18 protein-coding genes are annotated in these 21,482 nt (G+C 68.6%); 10 read left to right on the top strand and 8 right to left on the bottom strand.

The features are described from left to right. Positions 1-76 precede the first annotated feature (76 nt). Both FBZ89_RS00795 and FBZ89_RS00790 read left to right on the top strand, forming a co-directional pair. The gene (locus tag FBZ89_RS00795; RefSeq protein ID WP_211115058.1) at positions 77-988 is read left to right on the top strand and encodes a LysR family transcriptional regulator; all 912 of its coding nucleotides are present in this window, start codon (positions 77-79) and stop codon (positions 986-988) included. 78 nt (positions 989-1,066) lie between these two features. Then, a complete protein-coding gene (locus tag FBZ89_RS00790; RefSeq protein ID WP_145748134.1) occupies positions 1,067-1,705 on the top strand; it encodes a 3'-5' exonuclease in 639 nt (212 codons plus the stop codon). A gap of 82 nt (positions 1,706-1,787) precedes the next feature. Here the strand turns inward: FBZ89_RS00790 and FBZ89_RS00785 are convergent, their stop codons facing one another. Beyond that, positions 1,788-3,299, bottom strand: coding sequence for a sensor histidine kinase (locus tag FBZ89_RS00785; protein WP_145748133.1), 1,512 nt, complete (start codon positions 3,297-3,299; stop codon positions 1,788-1,790). A gap of 705 nt (positions 3,300-4,004) precedes the next feature. Between FBZ89_RS00785 and FBZ89_RS00780 the strand changes: the two genes are divergently transcribed. From FBZ89_RS00780 to FBZ89_RS00755, 6 genes are all read left to right on the top strand, one after another. Beyond that, the gene (locus FBZ89_RS00780; RefSeq protein ID WP_145748132.1) at positions 4,005-4,382 is read left to right on the top strand and encodes a c-type cytochrome; all 378 of its coding nucleotides are present in this window, start codon (positions 4,005-4,007) and stop codon (positions 4,380-4,382) included. Positions 4,383-4,415: 33 nt separating this feature from the next. Then, the gene (locus tag FBZ89_RS00775; protein ID WP_145748131.1) at positions 4,416-5,816 is read left to right on the top strand and encodes a D-arabinono-1,4-lactone oxidase; all 1,401 of its coding nucleotides are present in this window, start codon (positions 4,416-4,418) and stop codon (positions 5,814-5,816) included. Beyond that, complete coding sequence (locus FBZ89_RS00770) at positions 5,809-7,110, top strand: alanine racemase (RefSeq protein WP_145748130.1); 1,302 nt, start codon at positions 5,809-5,811, stop codon at positions 7,108-7,110. Before FBZ89_RS00775 ends, FBZ89_RS00770 begins: the two co-directional genes overlap by 8 nt. Before the next feature lie 103 nt (positions 7,111-7,213). Beyond that, on the top strand, positions 7,214-9,499 hold the full coding sequence (locus FBZ89_RS00765; RefSeq protein ID WP_211115057.1) for a TonB-dependent receptor: 2,286 nt from the start codon (positions 7,214-7,216) through the stop codon (positions 9,497-9,499). A 128-nt stretch (positions 9,500-9,627) separates the two neighbouring features. After that, positions 9,628-11,049 carry a coniferyl aldehyde dehydrogenase gene (locus tag FBZ89_RS00760; protein WP_211115056.1) on the top strand — a complete coding sequence of 474 codons (1,422 nt, stop codon included), beginning with the start codon at positions 9,628-9,630 and terminating at the stop codon, positions 11,047-11,049. Between the two features lie 40 nt (positions 11,050-11,089). Continuing rightward, positions 11,090-11,473, top strand: a complete 384-nt coding sequence (locus FBZ89_RS00755; RefSeq protein WP_145748129.1) for a hypothetical protein — start codon at positions 11,090-11,092, stop codon at positions 11,471-11,473. 37 nt (positions 11,474-11,510) lie between these two features. Here the strand turns inward: FBZ89_RS00755 and FBZ89_RS00750 are convergent, their stop codons facing one another. From FBZ89_RS00750 to pcaF, 4 genes are all read right to left on the bottom strand, one after another. Further along, positions 11,511-12,713 (bottom strand): GGDEF domain-containing protein, encoded by a 1,203-nt coding sequence (locus FBZ89_RS00750; RefSeq protein WP_145748128.1) that lies wholly within the window; start codon positions 12,711-12,713, stop codon positions 11,511-11,513. A 235-nt stretch (positions 12,714-12,948) separates the two neighbouring features. Continuing rightward, positions 12,949-13,608: a 3-oxoacid CoA-transferase subunit B gene (locus tag FBZ89_RS00745; protein ID WP_145748127.1), complete on the bottom strand. Its 660-nt coding sequence runs from the start codon at positions 13,606-13,608 to the stop codon at positions 12,949-12,951. Positions 13,609-13,624: 16 nt separating this feature from the next. Further along, complete coding sequence (locus tag FBZ89_RS00740; protein ID WP_145748126.1) at positions 13,625-14,311, bottom strand: 3-oxoacid CoA-transferase subunit A; 687 nt, start codon at positions 14,309-14,311, stop codon at positions 13,625-13,627. Between the two features lie 145 nt (positions 14,312-14,456). Continuing rightward, the gene (gene pcaF / locus FBZ89_RS00735; protein WP_145748125.1) at positions 14,457-15,662 is read right to left on the bottom strand and encodes a 3-oxoadipyl-CoA thiolase; all 1,206 of its coding nucleotides are present in this window, start codon (positions 15,660-15,662) and stop codon (positions 14,457-14,459) included. 255 nt (positions 15,663-15,917) lie between these two features. Between pcaF and FBZ89_RS00730 the strand changes: the two genes are divergently transcribed. Beyond that, a complete protein-coding gene (locus FBZ89_RS00730; protein WP_145748124.1) occupies positions 15,918-16,682 on the top strand; it encodes an IclR family transcriptional regulator domain-containing protein in 765 nt (254 codons plus the stop codon). Between the two features lie 3 nt (positions 16,683-16,685). On the opposite strand, the gene FBZ89_RS00725 is transcribed toward FBZ89_RS00730, so the two are convergent. Both FBZ89_RS00725 and FBZ89_RS00720 read right to left on the bottom strand, forming a co-directional pair. After that, positions 16,686-18,914 (bottom strand): helicase-related protein, encoded by a 2,229-nt coding sequence (locus FBZ89_RS00725; RefSeq protein WP_145748123.1) that lies wholly within the window; start codon positions 18,912-18,914, stop codon positions 16,686-16,688. Between the two features lie 110 nt (positions 18,915-19,024). Then, on the bottom strand, positions 19,025-19,669 hold the full coding sequence (locus FBZ89_RS00720) for a substrate-binding periplasmic protein (RefSeq protein ID WP_186457117.1): 645 nt from the start codon (positions 19,667-19,669) through the stop codon (positions 19,025-19,027). A 402-nt stretch (positions 19,670-20,071) separates the two neighbouring features. Here FBZ89_RS00720 and FBZ89_RS31830 point away from each other — a divergent pair, with 402 nt between their 5' ends. Further along, positions 20,072-20,206 carry a hypothetical protein gene (locus FBZ89_RS31830; RefSeq protein WP_276328596.1) on the top strand — a complete coding sequence of 45 codons (135 nt, stop codon included), beginning with the start codon at positions 20,072-20,074 and terminating at the stop codon, positions 20,204-20,206. Between the two features lie 103 nt (positions 20,207-20,309). On the opposite strand, the gene FBZ89_RS00715 is transcribed toward FBZ89_RS31830, so the two are convergent. Beyond that, a complete protein-coding gene (locus FBZ89_RS00715) occupies positions 20,310-21,470 on the bottom strand; it encodes an efflux RND transporter periplasmic adaptor subunit (protein WP_186457116.1) in 1,161 nt (386 codons plus the stop codon). Positions 21,471-21,482: the final 12 nt, after the last annotated feature.

Genomic DNA, 21,482 nt, shown 5'->3' with positions numbered 1-21,482 from the left:
GACCGCTGATGTAATGCGCCGCCATTAATGCGATAATCGGCGCAATCTTGCATGCGCTGATGAGGAATGCCGTACAGTGACGGATTTGACGCTGCGTGAGTTGGCGGCCCTGGCGGCGGTGGCGGAGCACCGCAGCTTCCGCGCGGCGGCGGCCGCCATCGGCGCCTCCCCGTCGTCGTTGAGCCATCGGGTCGCTGCCATGGAACGGCAGCTGGGCGTGCGCCTGTTCAATCGTACCACCCGCAGCGTGGCCCTGACCGAGGCGGGGGAGCATTTCCTGGCGCGGGTGATGCCGGCCACGCGCGAGATCGCCGACGCGGTGGAAACGGTGAACCGTTTCCGCGACACCCCCGCTGGCCTGCTGCGCCTCAATACCTCGGAGGAGGCTGCCGCGCGCATGCTGCCGCTGATCCTGGATTTCATGGCCCGCTTTCCGGATATGCGGGTCGATCTGGTGGCCGAGGGGCGCATGATCGACATCGTCGCCTCCGGCTTCGATGCCGGCTTCCGCGCCGCCGACATGGTGCCGGAGGACATGGTGGCCATCCCGCTGGGGGAGGAGGAGGGCTGGGCCGTCGTGGCCACGCCCACCTATTTCCAGACGCACGGACTCCCCCGCGTGCCGGCCGACCTGCTGCGCCACGACTGCATCCGCGCCCGCCTGCCCAGCGGCACCATCTACCGCTGGGAATTCGCCCCGCGCGGTGGTGAGGAGATCCGCATCGACGTGCCCGGCCGCCTGACCCTGGGCAGCCATGCCCTGTGCCTGAACGCCGCCCGCGTCGGCGCCGGCATCGCCTATGTCAGCTTGCGCGACGTGGCGGCCGACCTGGCCGCCGGCCGGCTGGCGCGCGCGCTGGCCGACTGGACGCCGCCCTCGCCGGGCCTGGCGCTGTACTATCCCCGCCAGCGCCTGCCGTCGGCCGGGCTCAAGGCCTTCATCGACCATGCCAAAGCCTGGCGGGCGGCGGGCCGGGGGTATGCGTGATTCTTTTTAAACGGTTACCGGCCTATATAGCCGGGGTCGGCGCCTATCCCGGAGGCGCCCGAGGATGTGGAACAGGTCATGGGTAAGGCGCGGAACATCTCAGTTGGCTTGCCAGCCGGGTCAGTTGGCCCGGCAGCCGGGCGCTGGGTGGCCATGGACATCGAGATGACCGGTTTCCGACCGGTGGAGGGGCGCAGCATCATCGAGGTGTCGGCCGTCGCGGTTTCACCGTCGGGCGCTGGCGGGTATGTGCGGGAGGCGTGCAGCTGGCGCATCAATCCGCGCTGCCCGCTCAACCCCATCGCCATCGGTGTGCACGGCGTTCGGGCGGAGGAACTCGCCGACTGTCCCGACTTCGCGGACGTGGCGGGCGATATCCTGACCTTCATCGGTTCCGACCCGCTGGTGTTCCACGGGGCCGCCGGTGATGTCGCCCTGTTGAACCAGGAACTGGCGGTGGCCGGTCTTCCGCCCCTGGCCAATCCTGTGGTGTGCACCGAAAAATTGGCCCGCAGCCGCTGGCCGGGCGAGCGCTCCCGCCTGTCCCTGGTGGCGGAGCGTGTGGGCGGCACCGTCCGGACGCGTCACAAAAGGCGGCGGCGGCAGGACGGTAGCGTCGGCGTCACCGGCGATTACCAACACAAGTCGCGGGCCGATGCCGAGATGACGGCGGACATCTGGCTGGCGCTCGGCGGCGCCAGCGGGGCGCCGGTCTGACGGGTTAATCGGTATGCAGCTGGGACGCCGAGCGGTGCGGTATCGCGCTGCGCTTCCCCGATGTCAGCCGGAGTGTATCTGATCAGCGACCTTGAGCTGCGGCGGCGCCTGGCGCGCGGTGCAGCGGCAGCCACAGGGTAAGGCGCGTGCCCGTGGGACCGGAATGCCAGGTGATGGTGCCGCCCACGGCCTGGGCCCGGCGCTGCTGGTTCCGTAGGCCCCGGCCGGTGGATGTCTCCAGAGCCTTTTCCGTATCGAAGCCCCGCCCATCGTCCTCGATCGTAACGCACACGCCGGCCACATTTCCTTGGGCATCGGGCGCGGTGCCCAGCCGGATGCGTCGGGCGGCGGCATGGTGCAGGGCGTTCGCGATGCCCTCCTGCAGGATGCGCAGGATATGCAACGCGCTGCCGGGATCCAGCCAGACAAGGGTCGGCAGGTTCTGCACATCCCACACCAGAGCGATGCCCGATCCTTCCAGGCGCGGTTCCAGCCGATAGCGCAGCGAGGCCAGCAGCAGCAGCAGGTCGGCATCCACCGGCTCCATGGAATCGATGGCCAGCTTCAAATCGTCCAGGCAGCCCTTCAGGATTTGCGAGACCTCGGCGTCGTTCACGGCGCCCCGCTCGACGGAGCGGATGGCGCTGATCAGCGAGGCACCCACGCCGTCGTGCATATCCTGCATCAGGCGCTGGCGCTCCTCACTGATGGTCTGGCGCCGTTCCACCTCGCGCAGGCGCCGGTGGCTGACCTCCAACTCGGCTTCGCGGACCCGCAGCCGTTCGGCCAGGTCGGCGTTGGCCCGTTGCATCCTGGCTATGGCGGCGCTATAGCGCCGGTACAGGAGGATGCCGACAAGCACCAGGGCGACGACGTTGATGTAAGCCCCCAGGAACCAGCCATCGAGGCCCAGGCCGCTGGAATGCATCCATTGGTCGGCTACGCCCAGCATGACACAGACGCCGACACAGCTGACCACCATGCGTGTCGCGCTGAACCCGGGCCCGGCCTGCGTCATGTCCACGATGCTGACACTGGCCGCCATCGCCAGCGCCATGCCGTAGAGTGCGGGAATGAGGAAGGGCGCGCAGGATAGCACCGGTATCGGCCCCGCTGCCGGCACTGTCAGCAGGGTGACGGCGCCCGCCACCAGGGTTGCGGCCCCGGTCAGGATCGTGAACGGGGGACGCAACGCTGGACGCAGCAGAAAAAAATGAATGATCCCGATGAGCCAGAACAAGGTGCAAATCGTCAGCCAGGTGAACCAGTCGGTGACGGGGCTGGGGCTCAAGTAAAAGTGGAGGTGCGCGGTGAAGGAGATGACCGCCAAGCTGAAAAACAGCATGTAGCCGAATGATCGCCGCCGTTGGAACCATACGCGCAGGGCATAGAACCCTGATCCCAGGAAAACGACATCCAAGGCCGCGGGCAGATCACGCTGAAGAAATTCGCTCAAAGGAAGACGGCCGGGCGGCGCCATCTGTCCCCGTCCGTCCCAGCCGCCCATGGCGCCGATCAGGCTGACGACGGCCAGCGGCATCACTGACAATAGGATCATCGCGGCGGAGAGAAGGGAGGTGGAGCGGTATTTCATGCGGGCGATCACGCGGCGCCCGTCAATCGCAGGTCGATGGCGGTCTGGCCTGCCCGGCGCGGCGCGTCCAGGAAGCCCGCGTCGCCCTCGACGATCGCGACGGCCACGCAAGATGGTGCCAGGGCTGTGGTGGGCGTGGGCTGCATAAGGACACTGCCATATTGGGGTATGCGACAGCCGGCGTGGCGCGTTTGTTCTACAGACGGGATCCAGCCCCGTAAATGCTCTCACATGAGATCGGCAGCCAGTACATAGGCGCACCAGTAACGGTATGGAGATGACCGGTATTGGGCAGGCAGACGGCTGTGCCACGCGATATCGGGGGAGTAGGGGCATGAGCGCGCGATGGCTTCAAGGCCCGGTTGCTGGTCGATCCGGCCACGATCCTGAAGGCCGAGGGACTGGACCTGCCGGCTGGCGCCACCTGTTAATGGCGCGCGGCTTGAACGCCGACCGACGCAGTATCCGTTTGATTCTATTGAGTTTCCGTCTCCCCTGCCAAGCTACGGTGTCATTTGAGGCAGGCTATGGCCCCAGTCGGCCAAACTATGGGTGGCGTGACAGCGACAAACCCCCTTGCCAGCCCTGCCATCTTTAGTTATCACTAACTGCAGTTAGCGATGACTAACGCTGTGCCCGCGAAGACGGGCGGCAACGGGGAGTTTCATGGGCTTGGGCATCGGGCATTTTCCGAAACGGGCGCGCATGCCCGCACTGATCCTGCTGGCCGGGCTGGCGGCGGGCCTGACGGCCTGCGACCCGGCGCCCGAGGCGCCGCCCACGGCCGAGGCGCTGGCCGCGCGGCGGCCGGCGGAGGACCGCCTGGCCGGCCTGTATGAGGCCAGCTGCAAGGCCTGCCATGCCAATCCGGACTCCGGCGCCCCCTTGGTGGGCTACGCCACGGCATGGAAGCCGCGCTGGGCCAAGGGGCCGGACACCCTGCTGAAACACACGTTGGAAGGCTTCAACGGCATGCCGGCGGGGGGCCAGTGCTTCTCCTGCACAGCCGACGATTACCAGGCGCTGATCCGCTTCATGGCCGGCCAAGCGCCGGGCCAGATGCCGGCTGGAAAAGCCAACTGAACGACAAGCCTTGATGGGGGAACGGACCGAACCATGCTGACACGGCGCACCCTGTTTCTGTTGATGGGCGGCACGGCGCTGGCCGCCGGCGGCGTGGCGGCCTCCCGCGTGGGCGTGCAGCCGGAACCGCCGGCCCCGCCCAGCGCCGACGCCGGCGGCCATCTGCTGTGGCGCAACTGGTCCGGCATTCAGCATTCCTACCCCGCCAGTCGCGCGGCGCCGGCGGATGAGGGCGAACTGGCCGACCTGGTGCGCAAGAGCCCCGGGCCCATCCGCGCCGTGGGCGCCGGCCATTCCTTCATGCCCCTGGTGCCCACGCCCGGCACGCTGGTGACGCTGGACCGCATCGCCGGGCTGGATGGCCACGACGCGGGGGCGCTGACCGCCCATGTCCGGGCCGGCACCCGGCTGGCTGACCTGGGCCCGGCCCTGTCCGCCGTGGGGCAGGAGATGCCCAACCTGCCGGACATCAACAAGCAATCGCTGGCCGGCGCCCTGTCCACCGCCACCCACGGCACCGGCGTCAACCTGATGGCCCTGCACGGTAACGTCCAGGCCTTCCGCCTGGTGACGGCGGACGGCCAAGTGCTGGACTGCGATGCCAGCCACAACGCCGACCTGTTCGCCGCCGCCCGCGTGGGGCTGGGCGCCTTCGGCATCCTCACCCGCGTGACGCTGAAAAACAGCCCGGCGCACCGGGTGGAGCGGCGGGTGTGGCTGCAGCCGGTGGAGCAGACCTTGGCGGAATGGCCCACCCTGCAAGCGGCCCACCGCAATGTGGAGTTCTACTACCTGCCCTTCACCGGCATGACCGCCATCATCACCCATGATGAGACGGACGCGCCGGCCACGCCCCGGCCGCCCACCCAGGACAATGACGCGGTCATGAGCCTGAAGGCGCTGCGCGACTGGCTGGGCTGGTCCCCCGCCATCCGCCGCCGCGTGGCCAAGCATGTGCTGTCAGGCCTGGAACCGGAACGGGTGGTGGCGGAAAGCTGGCAGCTGCTGTCCAACGAACGCCCCATCCGCTTCAACGAGATGGAATTCCACCTGCCGCGCGCGGCGCAGGTGCAGGCGCTGAAGGACGTGATTGAAGCCATCGAGACCCGGCGGCACGATGTCTTCTTCCCCATCGAGGCGCGGGTGATCGCCCCCGACGATGCCTGGCTGTCGCCCTTCCACGACCGGCCGTCCGGCTCCATCGCCGTGCACGCCTATTACAAGGACGACTATCAGTTCCTGTTCGACGTGGTGGAACCCATCCTGCGGCGCCATGGCGGCCGGCCGCACTGGGGCAAGCTGAACACGCTGAAGTCCGCCGATTTCACCGCCCTCTATCCCCGCTTCCGCGACGCCATGGACATGCGCCGCCAGGTCGACCCGGAGGGGCGCTTCCTCAACGACTACCTGCGGGGGGTGTTCATCGATGCGTGATGACTATGGAAGGCGGCCCAGCCGTCGCGGTGTGCTGGCGGGCGGCATTGCCGGCGCCGCCGTCGTGGGCGCCGCCGCCCTCGCCTGGCCGGAGGGCGACCACGGCGGCGGGCATGACGCCTATTTCACCGGACTGTCGGCCGCCCTGGCCAAGGCAGGCGTGGCCCAGCCGGTGCTGGTGATCGACACCACGCGGCTGGACGCCAACATCAAGGCGGTGGGCGATACCCTGGGCAAGGCGGGCAGCCAGGCCAAGGGCCTGCGCATCGTCGTCAAGTCGCTGCCCTGCCACGACCTGATGGACCGGGTGGCGGCGGGCCTGAAGACCAAGCGCTATATGGTCTTCAACCAGCCCATGCTGGTGGAGATGGGCGCCCGCGTCCCCGATGCCGACATGCTGATGGGCAAGCCCCTGCCGGTGGCGGCGGCCGCCGCCTATTACGACAAATTGGGGGCGCAGGCCCCCGGGCCGCAGTGGCTGATCGATACGCCGGAGCGCCTGGCCCAGTACACGGCGATGGCCAAGGCGCGCGGCGTGGCGCTGTCGGTGAATTTCGAGATCGACGTGGGCCTGCACCGGGGCGGCCTGACGGATCCTGCCGCGCTGGCCGCCATGCTGGCGGGCCTGGACCCGGCCGTCACCGCCTGCGGCCTCATGGGCTATGACCCCCATGTCGCCAAGATGCCCGGCGTGTTCGACATGCGGGGCAAGGCGCTGGCCCGGGCCAAGGACATCTACGCCCGCATGGCCGGCGTCCTGCGGGAGAAGGCGCCGCTGAAGGAAGGCCAGGTGCCCTACACCTTCAACACGGCGGGCAGCCCCACCTACGCCCTGCACACCGACGACCCGGTGGCGACGGAGGTGGCCGTCGGCTCCGCCTTCGTGAAGCCCACGGACTTCGACATCGACACCCTGGCGCATCACCAGCCGGCCTGCTTCATCGCCACCCCGGTGCTGAAGGTGGCGGAGCCGGCGCTGATCCCCGGGCTGGAAAGCCTGGCTGGCGTCGCCGCCTTCTTCGACCCCAATACTGCCCGCGCCTTCTTCGTGCAGGGCGGGCATTGGCTGGCCAACCCGGTATCGCCGCCGGGCCTGCAGCTCAGCGGCCTCTACGGCCGGTCCAGCAACCAGGAACGCTGGTCGGGATCGCGTCGCGTGCCGCTGAAGCCGGACGACTGGGTGTTCCTGCGCCCCTCGCAGAGCGAAGCGGTGCTGCTGCAATTCGGGCCGCTGCTGGCCTATGACGGCGCCGCCATAACCGGGCGGTGGCCGGTGTTCGAGATGTCGGCCTGACCGAAAACGGCAGCCGAGCGCGTACCCCGGCGGGCACCGGGGCCAAGAAGAAAGAGTGCTAGGGCGGTTGCGCAACGACGGAACCAAAAACAGGGAGCCAACCATGATGCGGATAGGCAAGGCGGGTATTGGGTTCATGCTGCTGTCGGGCGTGGCGCTGGGTGCGCTGCATGGCACTGCCCGGGCGCAGTCTGCAGCGCCGGCCGATACGGGCGGCGTGTTGCAGGAAATCGTGGTCACGGCGCAGAAGCGGGCGGAAAACCTGCAGGACGTGCCGGTGGCCATCACCGCGCTGACGGCCGAGACGCTGGAAAAGACCGGCGTGCGCGACGTGCAGGATCTGCCCGCGCTGACGCCGGGCCTGCAGATCAAGACCTCCGACGCCAGTGCCAACCCCAAGGTGTTCATCCGCGGCGTGGGCCTGAACGACTTCAACGCCAACGCCGCCGGCGCCGTTGGCATCTATACGGACGGCGTCTTCGTGGCATCGCCCCTGGCGCAGTTGGGCCAGTTCTTCGACCTGGAACGGGTGGAGGTGCTGAAGGGCCCCCAGGGCACGCTCTATGGCCGCAACACCACCGGTGGCGCCATCAACATCACCACCCGCCAGCCGACCTTCGAGACCACCAGCGACGGCAGCCTGGAATACGGCCGCTTCAATTCCGTGAAGGCGGAGGCCGGCGTGGGCGGTGCCCTCATCCCGGGCAAGCTGGCGGTGCGCCTGGCCGGCATCTACGAACGCGACGATGGCGACACCTACAACCGCTATTACAACGACTATGTGAACGCCGTGAACCGCTGGGGCGGGCGCGCCAGCCTGCTGTTCACGCCCAGCGACGACCTCAGCGTCACGGTGCAGTTCCACGGCGGCCAGAACCGGGGTGACAGCCGCTATGCCCAGGCCCGTCCCTTGATGCCGCAAGATCCATCCGTTGCCGGACCCGATGGGCTGTGCGCCGCCGGGGCCTATACCTCCGGCCTATGCACCGACGCGCTGGGCTATGCCGACACCGACAACAACCCCTACGCCGGCGACTACAACGTCAAGGGCCAGGACAAGGTCGACACCTGGGGCGCCTCCGTCAACGTGCGGTGGGACCTCGGCAAGGCCACGCTCTACTCCATCACCGGCTTCGACAGCGCCGAGCGCAACGACCTGGAGGATACCGACGCCAGCCCCAACAACCTGCTGACCAGCACCTACAAGGCGACGCAGCATGACGTGTCCCAGGAATTGCGGGTGGAGGCGCCGCTGGGCGACCGGCTGCGCGGCGTGGCCGGCGCCTATTTCCTGCACGACTACCTGAACACGTCCAGCCAGTACGACATCCTGCGCGACCTGCGGCCCCTGTTCGTCACCGACGACAACCCCACCGGCTTCTCGCTGGAGAACAACGTGGCCACGGTGGGCTATCCCTACACCCAGATCAGCGACAGCTACGCCGTCTTCGGCCAGGTGGATTACCAGCTGACGGACATGGTCACCCTGACCGGCGGCTTGCGCTATTCCCAGGACGATAAGGACTTCCGCTACCGCAGCACGGTGGAGCAGGTGGTGGACGTGCTCAACTACGCGGCCTCCAAATCCTTCGACAGCGTGTCCGGCCGCGCCTCCATCCAGGTGAAGCCCACCGACGACGTCATGCTCTACGCCAGCTACAACCGCGGTTACAAAAGCGGTGGCTTCTTCGGTGGTTATACCCGCGACCCGGCCGACCTGGCGCCCTATGCCGACGAGACGCTGGATGCCTATGAGGTGGGGGCCAAGACCGAGCTGTGGAACAAGCGCCTACGCCTGAACGCTGCCGGCTTCTACTACGATTACAGCAACCTCCAGGTCTTCCAGATCGTTACCCGCGACGGCATCCCCACCCAGACCTTCAATAATGCCGCCAGCGCCCGCCTCTATGGCGTGGACGCCGATGTCACCCTGGTGCCGCTGAAGGGGCTGGAGATCAGCCTGGGCGGCGAATACCTCAACAGCGAATACCAGAACTATGTCTCGGAGGGGGAGAACCTGACCGGCAACCGCCTGCCGTCCGCCCCGCGCTGGACCCTGTCCGGCCTGGTCAGCTATGACCAGCCGCTGGACGGGGCGGGCGGCAAGGACGCCGGCACGCTGAACGCCAGCGTCAACGTCAGCTATCGATCCCTGGTCTATTTCGACAGCCACAATCTGACCCGCCTCAGCCAGTCCGGCTATTGGCTGACCGACGCGCGCCTGGGCTGGACCGCGCCAAACGGCACCATCAGCCTGGGCCTGTGGGTGCGCAACCTGTTCGACCAGACCTACATCATGGACATCAACAACCTGGACAGCTTCGGCCTGGACGCCCTCAGCATGGGTTCCCCCCGCCGCTTCGGCGGTTACCTGAGTTGGCATTTCTGAATGCCCTCGGCGGGCGCGGCCATCCGGCCGCTTGCCTTCCTCGTTTTCCAGTCCGCTGACGCTCCCCGGAAAACTGCGGGGCCGGCGGTCGCCGGCCTGTAAAAGAAACTAGAAAGGTGGAGGAAAGAATGATGGCGGTGGAGCGGGGGGTGGAGGGGGACCTGGCGGCGGTGTCCCAGGCCTTCGACCGGCTGCGGGCGGCGGCGCGGCAGGATGCGTTTCCCCCGGCCGACCGGCGGCGGGATTGGCTGGCGGCCCTGGAACGGGCCCTGGTCCGCCGCCAGGACGCGCTGGTCCAGGCGGTGGATGCCGATTTCGGCGGCCGGCTGGCGCATGAGACGCTGTTCGCCGAAATCTTCGTGTCGCTGGAAGGCCTGCGCCATGCCCGCCGCCACCTGGCGGGCTGGATGAAGCCCCGCCGCCGGTCCGTGCCGCTGACCCTGGGCCCCGGCCGCGCCTGGGTGCAGCCGCAGCCGGTGGGCGTGGTTGGGGTCATCGCCCCCTGGAACTACCCCTTGTTCCTGGCGCTGGGCCCCCTGACCGGGGCGCTGGCCGCCGGCAACCGCGTGCTGCTGAAACCCTCGGAACTCACCCCCCGCACCACGGCGCTGATCGCCGACATCGTGGCCGAGGCGGTGGGGGCTGACACCGCCATCGTCGTTTCCGGTGGGGCGGAGGTGGGGGCCCACTTCGGCCGGCTGCCCTTCGACCATATCCTGTTCACCGGATCCACGCGCGTGGGGCGCATGGTGATGAAGGCGGCGGCCGAGAATCTGACGCCCGTCACCCTGGAACTGGGCGGCAAGTCGCCGGCGCTGGTGCTGCCGGACGCCGACCTGGCGTCGGCCGCCACCGACATCGCCTACGGCAAGTTCACTAACGCCGGCCAGACCTGCGTGGCGCCCGACTACGCCCTGGTGCCCCGGTCCCGGATGCAGGATTTCGTGACAGAACTGGGCAAGGCCGTGCCTGGCTATTTCCCGGCGGAAGGGGGCGCCAGCACCATGTCCGCCGTCTTCGGGGGGGCGGGCCGTGCCCGCATGGCGGCGCTGGTGGCGGAGGCCAAGGGGCAGGGGGCGGAGGTGCGTGAGCTGGGCCCGCCCGTGCCGGGCCTGGACATCGGCCCCGCCGTGGTGCTGGACCCGCCCGAGGACATCACCCTGCAGCGGGAGGAGATCTTCGGCCCCGTGCTGCCCATCATACCCTATGACGATGTCGGCCAGGCGCTGGACTATGTGCGCGACCGGCCCCGGCCGCTGGCCTTCTACCTGTTCGGCCGTGACCGCGCCTTGATCGACCAGGCCCTGAAGACCACCGCCGCCGGCGGCGTGGTGGTCAACGACACCCTGATCCACGTGGCGGTGGAGGACCTGCCCTTCGGCGGCATCGGACCCAGCGGCATGGGCCGCTATCACGGCCGCGACGGCTTCGACACCTTCAGCCACCTGAAGGCGGTGTTCGACCGCAAGGGCCCCCGCCTGGACCGCCTGGCCCGCCCGCCGCTGAAACCCCTGCACCGCTGGCTGACCAAGCTGTTGATCGGGGGGTAGGGCGCTGGCGTCGGCGGCGTCCGCATCCTATCTTCGGGGCATGCTGAGAAGGGCACCCCAAATCCGCGCGCGTTTCACCTTCGCCGTCCTCGCCCTGCTGCCGCCCGCCGCCGCCCGCGCGGACGTGTGGGACTACGCGCGCTCGGCCGGGCCCATCATCGGGCAGGCCAAGGCCTGCGGTGTGGCGGCGGCGCGGACGGACCATGCCTCCGACCAGGTGCGGGACCTCCTGGACCTCACGGCACCCAACGCGGACGAGCGGCGCAAGGTGGGGGAGATGTTCGATTTCCTGGTGAACACGGCCGTCACCATGCAGACCCAGGCGCCCAACCGCGATGAGTGCCCCGAGGCGCTGGTCACCTTCGTCGACCTGGAACGGCGCCTGCCCCTGTGGCGCGAGATGCTGCCGCCGCGCAAACCCTGACCCAATAGTTCCCAGGGCGATCTTCGTTTGCAGGACATCAGACGGTCCAGCCCGACTGGGCCAAGGGCAAGGATGTCTCCAGCCCACCGGGCCCGACGCTCAGCGTTTCGGTGCGGTTGCGGCCCGTGTCCTTGGCGCGGTACAGCGCCTGGTCGGCCGCCGTCACCAGTTCCTCCCACACATGGCCGTCGGCCTCCAGTGTGGCGACACCGATGCTGACGGTGCACCGCACCGCCCCCTGCGGCCGGTCCAGGGTGAGGGCCGCCACCTGCTGGCGCACCCGTTCCGCCACCGCCCAGGCATCCTCCAGCCCGGTTTCCGGCAGCAGGGCCATGAACTCCTCCCCGCCCACCCGGGCCAGGATGTCGCTGCGCCGCAGCTCCCGCGTCAGGCAATCCGCCACGGCCACCAGCAGGGCGTCACCGGTGCCGTGGCCCCAGCGGTCGTTCACCGCCTTGAAATGGTCGATGTCGATCATCAGCAACGATAGCGCCCGGTGGTGGCGCAGCGCGCGCGACACCTCCATCTCGCCCGCCGACCACAGCACCCGGCGGTTGGCCACGCCGGTCAGCGGGTCCTGCCGGGCCTGCTGCATCAGTTCGGAATCCAGGCGCCGGCTGATCATCCACAGATAGCCGTTGGTGACGGTGGTGGTGACGCAGATGATGACCAGGCGGGTCGCCACCTTCATGGCATGGGGTTCCTGCGCCGTCCCTTCCCAATCGATCACCAGGGCCCAGCCGGCGCGGGCCAGGGCCAGCAGCGCCCACGCCGCGTAGAGGGTGCCGGTGACGGTCGCGGCGGGACATAAATCCCGCTCCGCATGGCGCACCAGGTGCCAGGCGATGGCGGCCGACAGGGTGGTGAAGAATAGGCTGCTGACCAGGATGCGGCCCCGGCTTTCCGGCGCGACCACGGTGAACCACAGGAACATGGCCGCCAGCAGCGCGCCCGCCGCCAACACAGGCCACGTCTCATGCGCGGGCCGACCCAGGAAACGGACCACGCCGACATAGGCCAGGCCATAGCCGGTGAAGATCAGGAAATGGCTGGATAGCAGACCCAGCCAGCCCGGCTGGCTGTTCAGGGCCAGGCCGGCCGCCTGGGCGAAGCCGGATGCCGCCCAATAGGACAGGCCCGCCTGACGGGGCAGGGATAAGGCCGCCATCAGCAGGCACAGGGCCGCCACGGTTTGCAGCAGCGTGTTGACGACCAGCAGGCTGGGGATGTCCAGGTCCACCGACGCACCTTCCCACCCGGGACGGTCCCGGCCGATGCCGGGGCCTAAGCATGCCCTGAAGGATACGAGAGGTTCGTTCAACCTACAATGGTACGAACATGCCGCCAGGCCAAATCTTCCGGTTAGGTCAATGGCTTAAGGCTTCGGTGGTTTATATGTGGTTTACGCTTCTCCCTGTCCCGCCCATACCACTTGGGATGCGGCCGGCGCCCTGGGGCGCCAGCCGCCCGGTGGCTCAGGCGGCCGCCAGCGTCAGGCCGGACAGCGACTGCAGCGCATCCAGGCTCAGGCCCTGGCACAGCTCGCGCACGGCGAAGCCGTCGGCCGTCACGTCCAGCACCGCCAGATCGGTGTAGACGCGGGTGACGCAGCCCAGCCCGGTCAAGGGATAGGTGCAGCGGTGCACCAGCTTGGACTGCCCGTCCTTGGTCAGGTGCTCCATCATCACGAAGACCTGGCGGGCGCCCACGACCAGGTCCATGGCCCCGCCCACGGCCGGGATGGCGCCGGGCTTGCCGGTGGACCAATTGGCGATGTCACCGTTCTCCGCCACCTGGAAGGCGCCCAGGATGGCGATGTCCAGGTGCCCGCCCCGCATCATGGCGAAGGACAGGCTATGGTCGAAGAAGGCGCCGCCGTCCAGCAGGGTCACCGGCTGCTTGCCGGCGTTGATCAGGTCCGGATCCACGGCGTCGGCGGCGGGCCTGGGGCCCATGCCCAGGATGCCGTTCTCGCTATGCAGCAGGATTTCCTTGTTGGGTGACAGATGGTCGGCGACCAGTTCCGGCATGCCGATGCCGATGTTGACGACGGCACCGTCCTCGATGTCGTTGGCGATGCGGGCGGCCATCTGGTCGCGGGTCCACGCGACGTACTTGGGGGGCGTGTGGCTCATGGTTCTAACTCCTGGCTCAAGCGGCCGAGCGGGCGGCGTGCTTGCCCACGGCCACCACGCGGCTGACGAAAATCCCGGGCAGGGCGATGGCCTCCGGATCCAGGGCGCCCAGCTCCACGATCTCTTCCACCTGCGCCACGGAGATTTTGGCGGCGGACGCCATGATGGGGCCGAAGTTGCGGGCGGTTTTGCGAAACACCATGTTGCCCCAGCGGTCGGCCAGGCGGCCCTTGATCAGGGCGACATCGGCGTGGATGGGGTATTCCAGGACAAAACCCCGGCCGTCGATCACCCGGCTTTCCTTACCGTCGGCCAGCGGCGTGCCGTAGCCCGTGGGGGTGAAGAAGCCGCCGATGCCGGCGCCGGCCGCGCGGATGCGCTCCACCAGGTTGCCCTGGGGCACCAGCTCCAGTTCCACCTTGCCGGCGCGGTACAGCTCGTCAAAGACGAAGCTGTCGGTCTGGCGGGGGAAGGAACAGATGACCTTGCGCACCCTCCCCGCCGCCAGCAGGGCCGCCAAGCCGGTGGTGCCGTTGCCGGCGTTGTTGCTGACGATCGTCAGATCCGTCGCACCCTGCTCGATCAGGGCGTCCACCAGTTCCATGGGCATGCCGGCGTTGCCGAAGCCGCCCACCATGACGGTGGCGCCATCCGGCACGTCGGCAAGCGCGTCCAGGGCTGAAGCACGAACTTTGGATAACATCGGTTCTTATTCCTCAAACGCCGGCGGGGCATCCGCCCCTTGGCTTGTCCTCGGTTTCCAGTCCGCTATGCTTCCCCGGAAACCTGCGGCGGCCCCGGTCGGGGCCTCGTCGCTACGCTCCGGTGTGCTTAGGGCCTGGGGGTGATCAGACCCGTTCGATGACGCTGGCGATACCCTGGCCCACGCCGATGCACATGGTGCAGAGGGCGCGGCGGGCGTCGCCGCCGGCCAGCTCATGGGCGGCGGTGGCGACCAGGCGGGCGCCGGACATGCCCAGGGGATGGCCCAGGGCGATGGCGCCACCGTTGGGGTTCACCCGCGCGTCGTCGTCGGCGATGCCCAGCTGGCGCAGCACGGCCAGGCCCTGGCTGGCGAAGGCCTCGTTCAACTCCACCACATCGATGTCGCCGATGGTCAGGCCCAAGCGGGCCAGCAGCTTCTGCGTCGCCGGCGCCGGGCCGATGCCCATGACGCGCGGCGGCACGCCGGCCGTGGCGGCCCCGACGAAGCGGGCCAGGGGCGTCAGGCCGTACTTGCGCACGCCCTCGCTGGATGCCAGCAGCAGCGCGGCCGCCCCGTCGTTCACGCCGGATGCGTTGCCGGCCGTCACCGTGCCCTCGGCCTTCACCACGCCTTTCAGCTTGGCCAGCGCCTCCAGCGTGGTGTCGGGGCGGGGGTGCTCATCCGCGGCCACCACCTTGGGCTCGCCCTTGCGCTGGGGGATGGTGACGGGGACGATTTCCCGCTCGAACCGGCCGCGCGCCTGGGCGGCGGCGGCCTTCCGCTGGCTGGCGATGGCGAAGGCATCCTGGTCGGCACGGGAAATGCCGAAGTCCTCGGCCACGTTCTCGCCCGTCTCCGGCATGCTGTCGACACCATAGGCCGCCTTCATCGCCTTGTTGACGAAGCGCCAGCCGATGGTGGTGTCGAAGATCTCGGCCTTGCGGGAAAAGGCGTCCTCCGCCTTGCCCATGACGAAGGGCGCGCGGGACATGCTTTCCACCCCGCCGGCGATCATCAGGTCCGCCTCACCCAGGGCCACCACGCGGGCGGCCATGGCCACCGCGTCCATGCCCGATCCGCACAGCCGGTTGACGGTGGTGCCGCCCAGGCCGACCGGCAGGCCCGCCAGCAGCCCCGCCATGCGGGCCACGTTGCGGTTGTCCTCCCCCGCCTGGTTGGCGCAGCCGAAAACGACATCGCCCACCGCGTCCCAATCCGCCTTGGCGTTGCGCGCCATCAGGGCCTTCAACGGTACCGCCGCCAGATCGTCGGCGCGCACCGACGACAGGGCGCCGCCATAACGCCCGATGGGGGTCCGGATCGCGTCGCAGATGAAGACTTCGGTCATGAAATACGCACTCCTTCGTCGTCGCGAAGGAAGGGGCCTGGCTGGCGCCCGGATGGCGATCACCCTGTCGGCGATCGCGCGGGGCCTGATCGGCTGTCCCCTCCCCGGGAAAAGTCGTGGCCGACATTTTTCATCAGCCGCATCTTTTTGTTCGTCTAGCGTACAAATGTCCGTATAATGAACATCAGAGTGAACCTCCCGCCCCGGCCTGTCAACGGCCGTGGGGGCGAATTCCTGCATGGGTGAGGACGGCACATGAGCGACGCGGACGGTGAGGCGGGTGACGAGGGTGGGGAGTTCGTGCGGGCGCTGGCGCGCGGCTTGGCGGTGATCGAGGCGTTCGGCGCCACCCACACGCCCATGACCCTGTCGCAGGTGGCCAAGCGTGCCGATGTCACCCGCGCCACCGCGCGGCGCTTGCTGCACACCCTGTGCGCCCTGGGCTACGTCGCGTTTGATGGCAAGCTGTTCAGCCTGCGGCCCAAGGTGCTGAACCTGGGCCTGGCCTATCTGTCATCCCTGACGCTGACGGGTGTCGCCCAGCCCTTCATGCAGGAACTGGTGGGCCGGGTGCAGGAATCCTGCTCCATCTCCGTGCTGGACGGCACGGACATCGTCTACGTCGTGCGTGTGCCGATGAAGCGCATCATGTCCATCGAGATCAGCATCGGCACCCGCCTGCCGGCCGCCCGCACCTCCATGGGCCGGGTCCTGCTGTCGGCCCTGCCGGATGCCGATCTGGACGCTGTGCTGGCCGCCACGCCGGACATCAAGGCAGACGCGGTCAAGGCCGCCGTGCGCCAGGCCGGCGGCCAGGGCTGGGCCCTGGTGAATCAGGAGCTGGAGGAGGGTTTGCGTTCCATCGCCGTGCCCATTCGCGGCCGGGGCGGGGCGATCATCGCCGCCATGAACGTCAGCACCCATGCGTCCCGTGTGACCGAGGCGCAGTTGCGGGAGGAGTTCTTGCCGGCGCTGCAAAGCACGGCGGCGGCAATCTCCCATGCCCTCAGTTTCGCCTGACCGTCACTTCCGCTTCGGCCCATAGCGCTTCCGGGGGGCGCCGCGGAAGCCGGGCTTGGGCTTGTGGGGCCCTTCGCCGGCGGCGCGGGCGCGGCTGCGCATGGCCAGGACCTGGGCCAGACGCTCGGCCACGGCGGCGCGGCGCTCGGTGACGGCCTCGCGGTCGGGGAACATGTCGCGGAACTTGCGGGTCGCCCAGTAATAGAGGTCGCAGATGCGCGACTGCGCCTCCAGCCCCAGATCGTCCAGGCTGTCGATGCGCTTGCCGGCCACGCTGTCAAGCGGCAGGGGCTGTTCCCGCTCCAGGGCGCGGCAAATACCGTAGACCAGGTCGGCGTCAGTCTCGCGGTCCAGGTCCGCCGGCATGAACAGCAGGGTCAGGCGGCGGTCGAAGTCCAGGCGGCGGGCGTCCAGGGCCACCGCCATCTTGCGCACCGGCGCCAGATCGGCCAGGGCGTAGGGCGACGCCTTGGTGTCGGCGGCGGCGAAGCAGTCCACCAGGGGCACCAGGCGGTCGGTGCCGACGTAGGTGGCCAGGCGTTCCATCATGGCGCGCGTGGGCCGCAGGGTCAGGGACAAGGCGGCGTGGACCTTCTCGTCCGCCGCCTTGTACATGTGACGCAGGGCGTTGGGGCTGCCGCGCCCGACCACGCCATACTCCCCCACCTCGAACTTGCCATAGCGGCCGGCGCGGCCGGCGATCTGCCGTACCTCCGACCCCGACAGGGGGCGCACCTCATGCCCGTCGAACTTCTCCAGGCTGGTGAACAGCACGCGGCGCACGGGCAGGTTCAGGCCCATGCCGATGGCATCGGTCGCCACCACCACGTCGGCCTCGCCGGTGGTGAAGCGCTCCGCCTCCCGCCGGCGCACCTCGGGTGCCAGGGCGCCGTAGATCACGGCGGCGCTCAGGCCCTTGGCACGGATTGTTTCGCGGACGGAATGAACTTCCCGCCGGGAAAAGGCGATCAGCGCATCGCCCGCCTGCACGTCGCTCCATTCCAGCCGGCGGTCGATCAGCTTCAGCGGCGTCTTGCGCTCCAGCTCCACCACCTCCAGCGGCTCGCCCAGGTACTCGGCCATGCGCTCGATCACCGGGCGGATGTCGGGGGAGCCCAGCAGGTACACCGTCTCCGCCGGCACGCCCACCAGGGCGGCCGACCAGGCCCAGCCGCGCTCCGCATCCGCCAGCATCTGGACCTCATCGATGACCGCCACGTCCAGGCGGCTCTCCGGATCCAGCATCTCGACCGTGGAGGCGGTGATGCGGGCGCCGGGCACGCGGATCTCCTCCTCGCCCGTCACCAGGTTGGCGGCCACGCCCTCCTTGTTCAGGCGGTCCATGATCTCCAGCGCCAGCAGGCGCAAGGGCGCCAGGTAGGCGCCGCTGCGGGCGTCCTTCAGCGCCTGCATGGCGCGGTGGGTCTTGCCCGAATTGGTCGGTCCCACCACCAGCACCAGGCGGCGGGGCATGCTCCGCGCCAGGGGGAACAGGTCCTCATAACGCTTCAGGTCGAAATGGCTGTCGACGAAGCTGCGGCCGCGGGCATGGATGCGGTCCTGCGCCCAGGTCGCCACCTCCCGCTCCCACCGGCGCAGGACGGAGGGCGCGTCCGTCAGGTGGTGGGTGGCCCGCCACAGACGGTCGCGAATCTCGGCCAGGGCTTCGGCGTCGCTGGAAACCTCGGCCTCGATCTCGGTCAGGCGGCGGGCCAGACTGCCTTCGGCATCGCGCTTCCGCCCATTCAGCTTGCCATCGGTGCCGACCAGATCGACCAGGGCGGCGCCGTCCAGGTCAGACAGCTCACCGACGGAGAAGGTGCGGTCCACGTTCAGGCGGTAGGGATGATTGAGGCCGGGCAGCCGAACTTCCAGCCTCTGGCTGACGCGCACGCGGTCGGGAACGATGGCCGGGGTGATTTCAAACCCCGCCTCCCGCAGGGGCGGGCGGGCGGCGGCCAGCAGGGCGGGGCGCGCCACGGCTTCGGACGCACGGCGCTGGACGGTGGCCAGCAGCTCGTCCCGCCGCGCCTCCTCCACCCAAACCTGTTCCTTGTCGGGGAAGACCAGGGGCAGGGGCACCAATCCCATGGCCGCCGCTTGACGGGGGCGTACCAGGCCCAGCTGGGCCAGGGTGGCGCATCCTTCCTCCGTCGTGGCGACGGCCAGCAGCAGGTCGGGGTCCCAGCCATGGGATTCGGTGTCGGGAAGGGAAGGAGTGTCGGGCGTCATCGCAGCGGCAAAGACCGGAAGGATCAGGAGGTTCCGCCTTTATGGGCCGCCGGGCCGCTGCCGTCCACCCGTCTTGGGCCGTGGGGTGACCCCGGCGGCTCCCCGGCGGCTCAGTGCGCGCCCGCCAGCGCCCGGTCGAAGGCGGCGATCAGATCGTCGCCCACCGTCTGCGCGCACATGATGCGCCCGGCGCCGACGGCGGACAGCTCGGGGAAGTGGACGGCGACGATCTCCGATGGATCGACGCCGGCCGAGATGGCGGCCGCCTTGGCGTCGTCCGAGCCGGACACGATGCTGTAATCCACATGTCCGGACGCGATCATCTTCACCAGATCCGACGGCGTGCCGCGGATGGGGCGGACGTGGCTGGCTTCCTCGGCCGTCATGGCGTCTATCACCGGCCCCTTGGACGCGCCCAGCATGCTGCCATAGACACGGGCCTTGTCGCGCAGCAGCGCCTGGATCGACGGGTAGGCCTTGATCCAGTCCGCGTTCTTCTTGGTGATGACCACCCAGTCAATCTGCGGGAAAATGGGCTCGGTGAACTTGAACCGCGCCTCGCGGTCCGGCGTCTTGATGACGTTGGGGGTGCAGGCCGCCCGGCCGTCCTGCAGGTCCGCGAGAATGCGGTTGCGGGGGATGGGCCCCAGCCAGCTGATTTCATACCCGGCCTTGGCGGCCAAGGCCTCCACCCGGGCGGCGATGGGGCCGCGCACGGCCTCGCCACCCGAAACGCCCTGCAGAAAAGGACCCACGTCAGGATACAGGAACTGAATAACCGGTTGGCCGCTGGGTTGATCCACGGCGCTGGACAGGCCAGTACCACTCGCGATAACGCTTAAGAATAAGCTGCCAATTAAACTGGCGGTGGCGCCCACGGGTCAGGCCCCCAATCGACGGAAAAGAGCGATAGGATGGGTCATTTCTGCCTACCCGCCAAGAGACGTTATTGCCCACTGGCAATAATAATATTGCCCGCGACTGCGCCGCCACTTTCCTAATAACTCAAATCTTAACGGGTTAACAATGGCTTGCCGTTTCAGGACCTGGAAACTGTCCTGATGGTAGAGAGTCTGAAAATTGGCCCGAGGTTTGCTTTCCCTGTTTTTGCCTGCCATCGGGATTGTCCCGACCGGCGCTTTGATGGGGGAAAATCCATGTCTTTCAAGAAGATCGTTATGGCATGCCTGGTTCTGGTCGGTGTCGGCGTCTATGCCACCAGCCACATGACGGCTGAGCGCAAGGTCGCCATGGCCAGCCCGATCGAGTGCCAGGGCTGCGAGCCCTGGTAAGGCTCGTCCTTACGCTTGTCCCAGGTGCCGGCCCATCCGGCGCAAAAGCAAACGGCCGCCCCAGGGGGGAGCGGCCGTTTGTTTTTTCGATGACGCCAGGCGCTTACTTCGCCGCGCCGTCCTTGGGCGCGTCTTCCGCCACCGTCACGGCGTCGCCGTCGTTCAGCATGGTGTTGGGGTTCAGCACGACGCGGTCCTTGTCGCTGACCCCGCCCACCACCTCGACCGTGGTGTTGAACTCACGGCCAAGGGTCACGGGATGGAAGCGCACCTTGCCCTCGCCATCGACCACGGCGACGCGCTTGCCTTCCGGCCGGGTGACGATGGTGTTCACCGGCAGGGCCAGCACCTGGGCGCCCGCCTGGGGGAAGTGGGCGTTGCCGCGCATGCCGGCGGGCAGGGTCAGGTCGGGGTTGGGCAGGTCGGCCTCGACCCGCATGGTGCCGCTGGTGCTGTCCACCGCGTGCGAGATGCGCACCACCTTGGCCGGGAAGCTGCGGCCGGGAAACTCCACGAAGCTGGCGTCCACCGGGGCGCCCACGGTCACGGCGGGCACCTGGCCCTGGGGCACGTCGATGACCAGGCGCAGATGGTCCTGGCGCGACACCTGGTACAGGGCCTTGCCGCTGCTGGCGTCGGCCACCACCAGATCACCCTGTTCCACCAGGCGCTGGGTGATGATGCCGTCGATGGCCGTGGTCACCGTCTTGTAGGCGGTCAGTTGCTCCAGCCGCTTTACGTTGGCGATGGCCGCCTCCAGGTCGGCCTGGGCGGCGTTCAGGGCGGACTCGCGGGTGTCATAGGTCTCGCGCGTCACCCAGCCGTCGCCCAGCAGGGACTTGGACCGGCTGTAGTTGGATTTGGCCAGGGCCAGGTTGGCCTCCGCCTGGTGCTGCGACGCGCGGGCCTGCATCAGCTGCTGGTCCTGGTCGGGCGCCTCGATGACGGCCAGGGTCTGGCCGGCCTTCACCACGTCGCCGATGTCCACCAAGCGCTTGCCGATATAGCCGGAGACGCGGGCGTAGACCGTGTATTCCGTCAGGGCCTGGGTCTGGGCCGGCAGCAGCAGGCCGTCGGACGACTTGATGGGCTTGGGGCTGGTGGTCTTCACTTGCAGGGGTGCCTGCGGCCGGGTTTCCGGCGGCGCCTTGGTGCCGCTGGCCAGGTGCGGGGCCGACACCAGGCCGATGGCGGCCAGGGCCACGGCGGCGGTGCCCAGCATCCAGGACCGGCGGCGGGCGGTGGTCTTAGGGGCGGTACTCATGATCATCAGACT

The organism is Nitrospirillum amazonense (assembly GCF_007828045.1).
Lineage (GTDB): Bacteria > Pseudomonadota > Alphaproteobacteria > Azospirillales > Azospirillaceae > Nitrospirillum > Nitrospirillum amazonense_C.
This window is presented reverse-complemented; position numbering and strand designations above follow the sequence as displayed.

What these genes read in the sequence shown, in the direction of transcription:
- FBZ89_RS00790 (WP_145748134.1), top strand. Translation starts at nt 1,067, where the DNA reads ATGGGTAAGGCGCGGAACATCTCAGTTGGCTTGCCAGCCGGGTCAGTT.
- FBZ89_RS00785 (WP_145748133.1), bottom strand. Translation starts at nt 3,299, where the DNA reads ATGAAATACCGCTCCACCTCCCTTCTCTCCGCCGCGATGATCCTATTG.
- FBZ89_RS00780 (WP_145748132.1), top strand. Translation starts at nt 4,005, where the DNA reads ATGCCCGCACTGATCCTGCTGGCCGGGCTGGCGGCGGGCCTGACGGCC.
- FBZ89_RS00775 (WP_145748131.1), top strand. Translation starts at nt 4,416, where the DNA reads ATGCTGACACGGCGCACCCTGTTTCTGTTGATGGGCGGCACGGCGCTG.
- FBZ89_RS00770 (WP_145748130.1), top strand. Translation starts at nt 5,809, where the DNA reads ATGCGTGATGACTATGGAAGGCGGCCCAGCCGTCGCGGTGTGCTGGCG.
- FBZ89_RS00765 (WP_211115057.1), top strand. Translation starts at nt 7,214, where the DNA reads ATGATGCGGATAGGCAAGGCGGGTATTGGGTTCATGCTGCTGTCGGGC.
- FBZ89_RS00760 (WP_211115056.1), top strand. Translation starts at nt 9,628, where the DNA reads ATGATGGCGGTGGAGCGGGGGGTGGAGGGGGACCTGGCGGCGGTGTCC.
- FBZ89_RS00755 (WP_145748129.1), top strand. Translation starts at nt 11,090, where the DNA reads ATGCTGAGAAGGGCACCCCAAATCCGCGCGCGTTTCACCTTCGCCGTC.
- FBZ89_RS00745 (WP_145748127.1), bottom strand. Translation starts at nt 13,608, where the DNA reads ATGAGCCACACGCCCCCCAAGTACGTCGCGTGGACCCGCGACCAGATG.
- FBZ89_RS00740 (WP_145748126.1), bottom strand. Translation starts at nt 14,311, where the DNA reads ATGTTATCCAAAGTTCGTGCTTCAGCCCTGGACGCGCTTGCCGACGTG.
- pcaF (WP_145748125.1), bottom strand. Translation starts at nt 15,662, where the DNA reads ATGACCGAAGTCTTCATCTGCGACGCGATCCGGACCCCCATCGGGCGT.
- FBZ89_RS00730 (WP_145748124.1), top strand. Translation starts at nt 15,918, where the DNA reads ATGAGCGACGCGGACGGTGAGGCGGGTGACGAGGGTGGGGAGTTCGTG.
- FBZ89_RS00725 (WP_145748123.1), bottom strand. Translation starts at nt 18,914, where the DNA reads ATGACGCCCGACACTCCTTCCCTTCCCGACACCGAATCCCATGGCTGG.
- FBZ89_RS31830 (WP_276328596.1), top strand. Translation starts at nt 20,072, where the DNA reads ATGTCTTTCAAGAAGATCGTTATGGCATGCCTGGTTCTGGTCGGTGTC.
- FBZ89_RS00715 (WP_186457116.1), bottom strand. Translation starts at nt 21,470, where the DNA reads ATGAGTACCGCCCCTAAGACCACCGCCCGCCGCCGGTCCTGGATGCTG.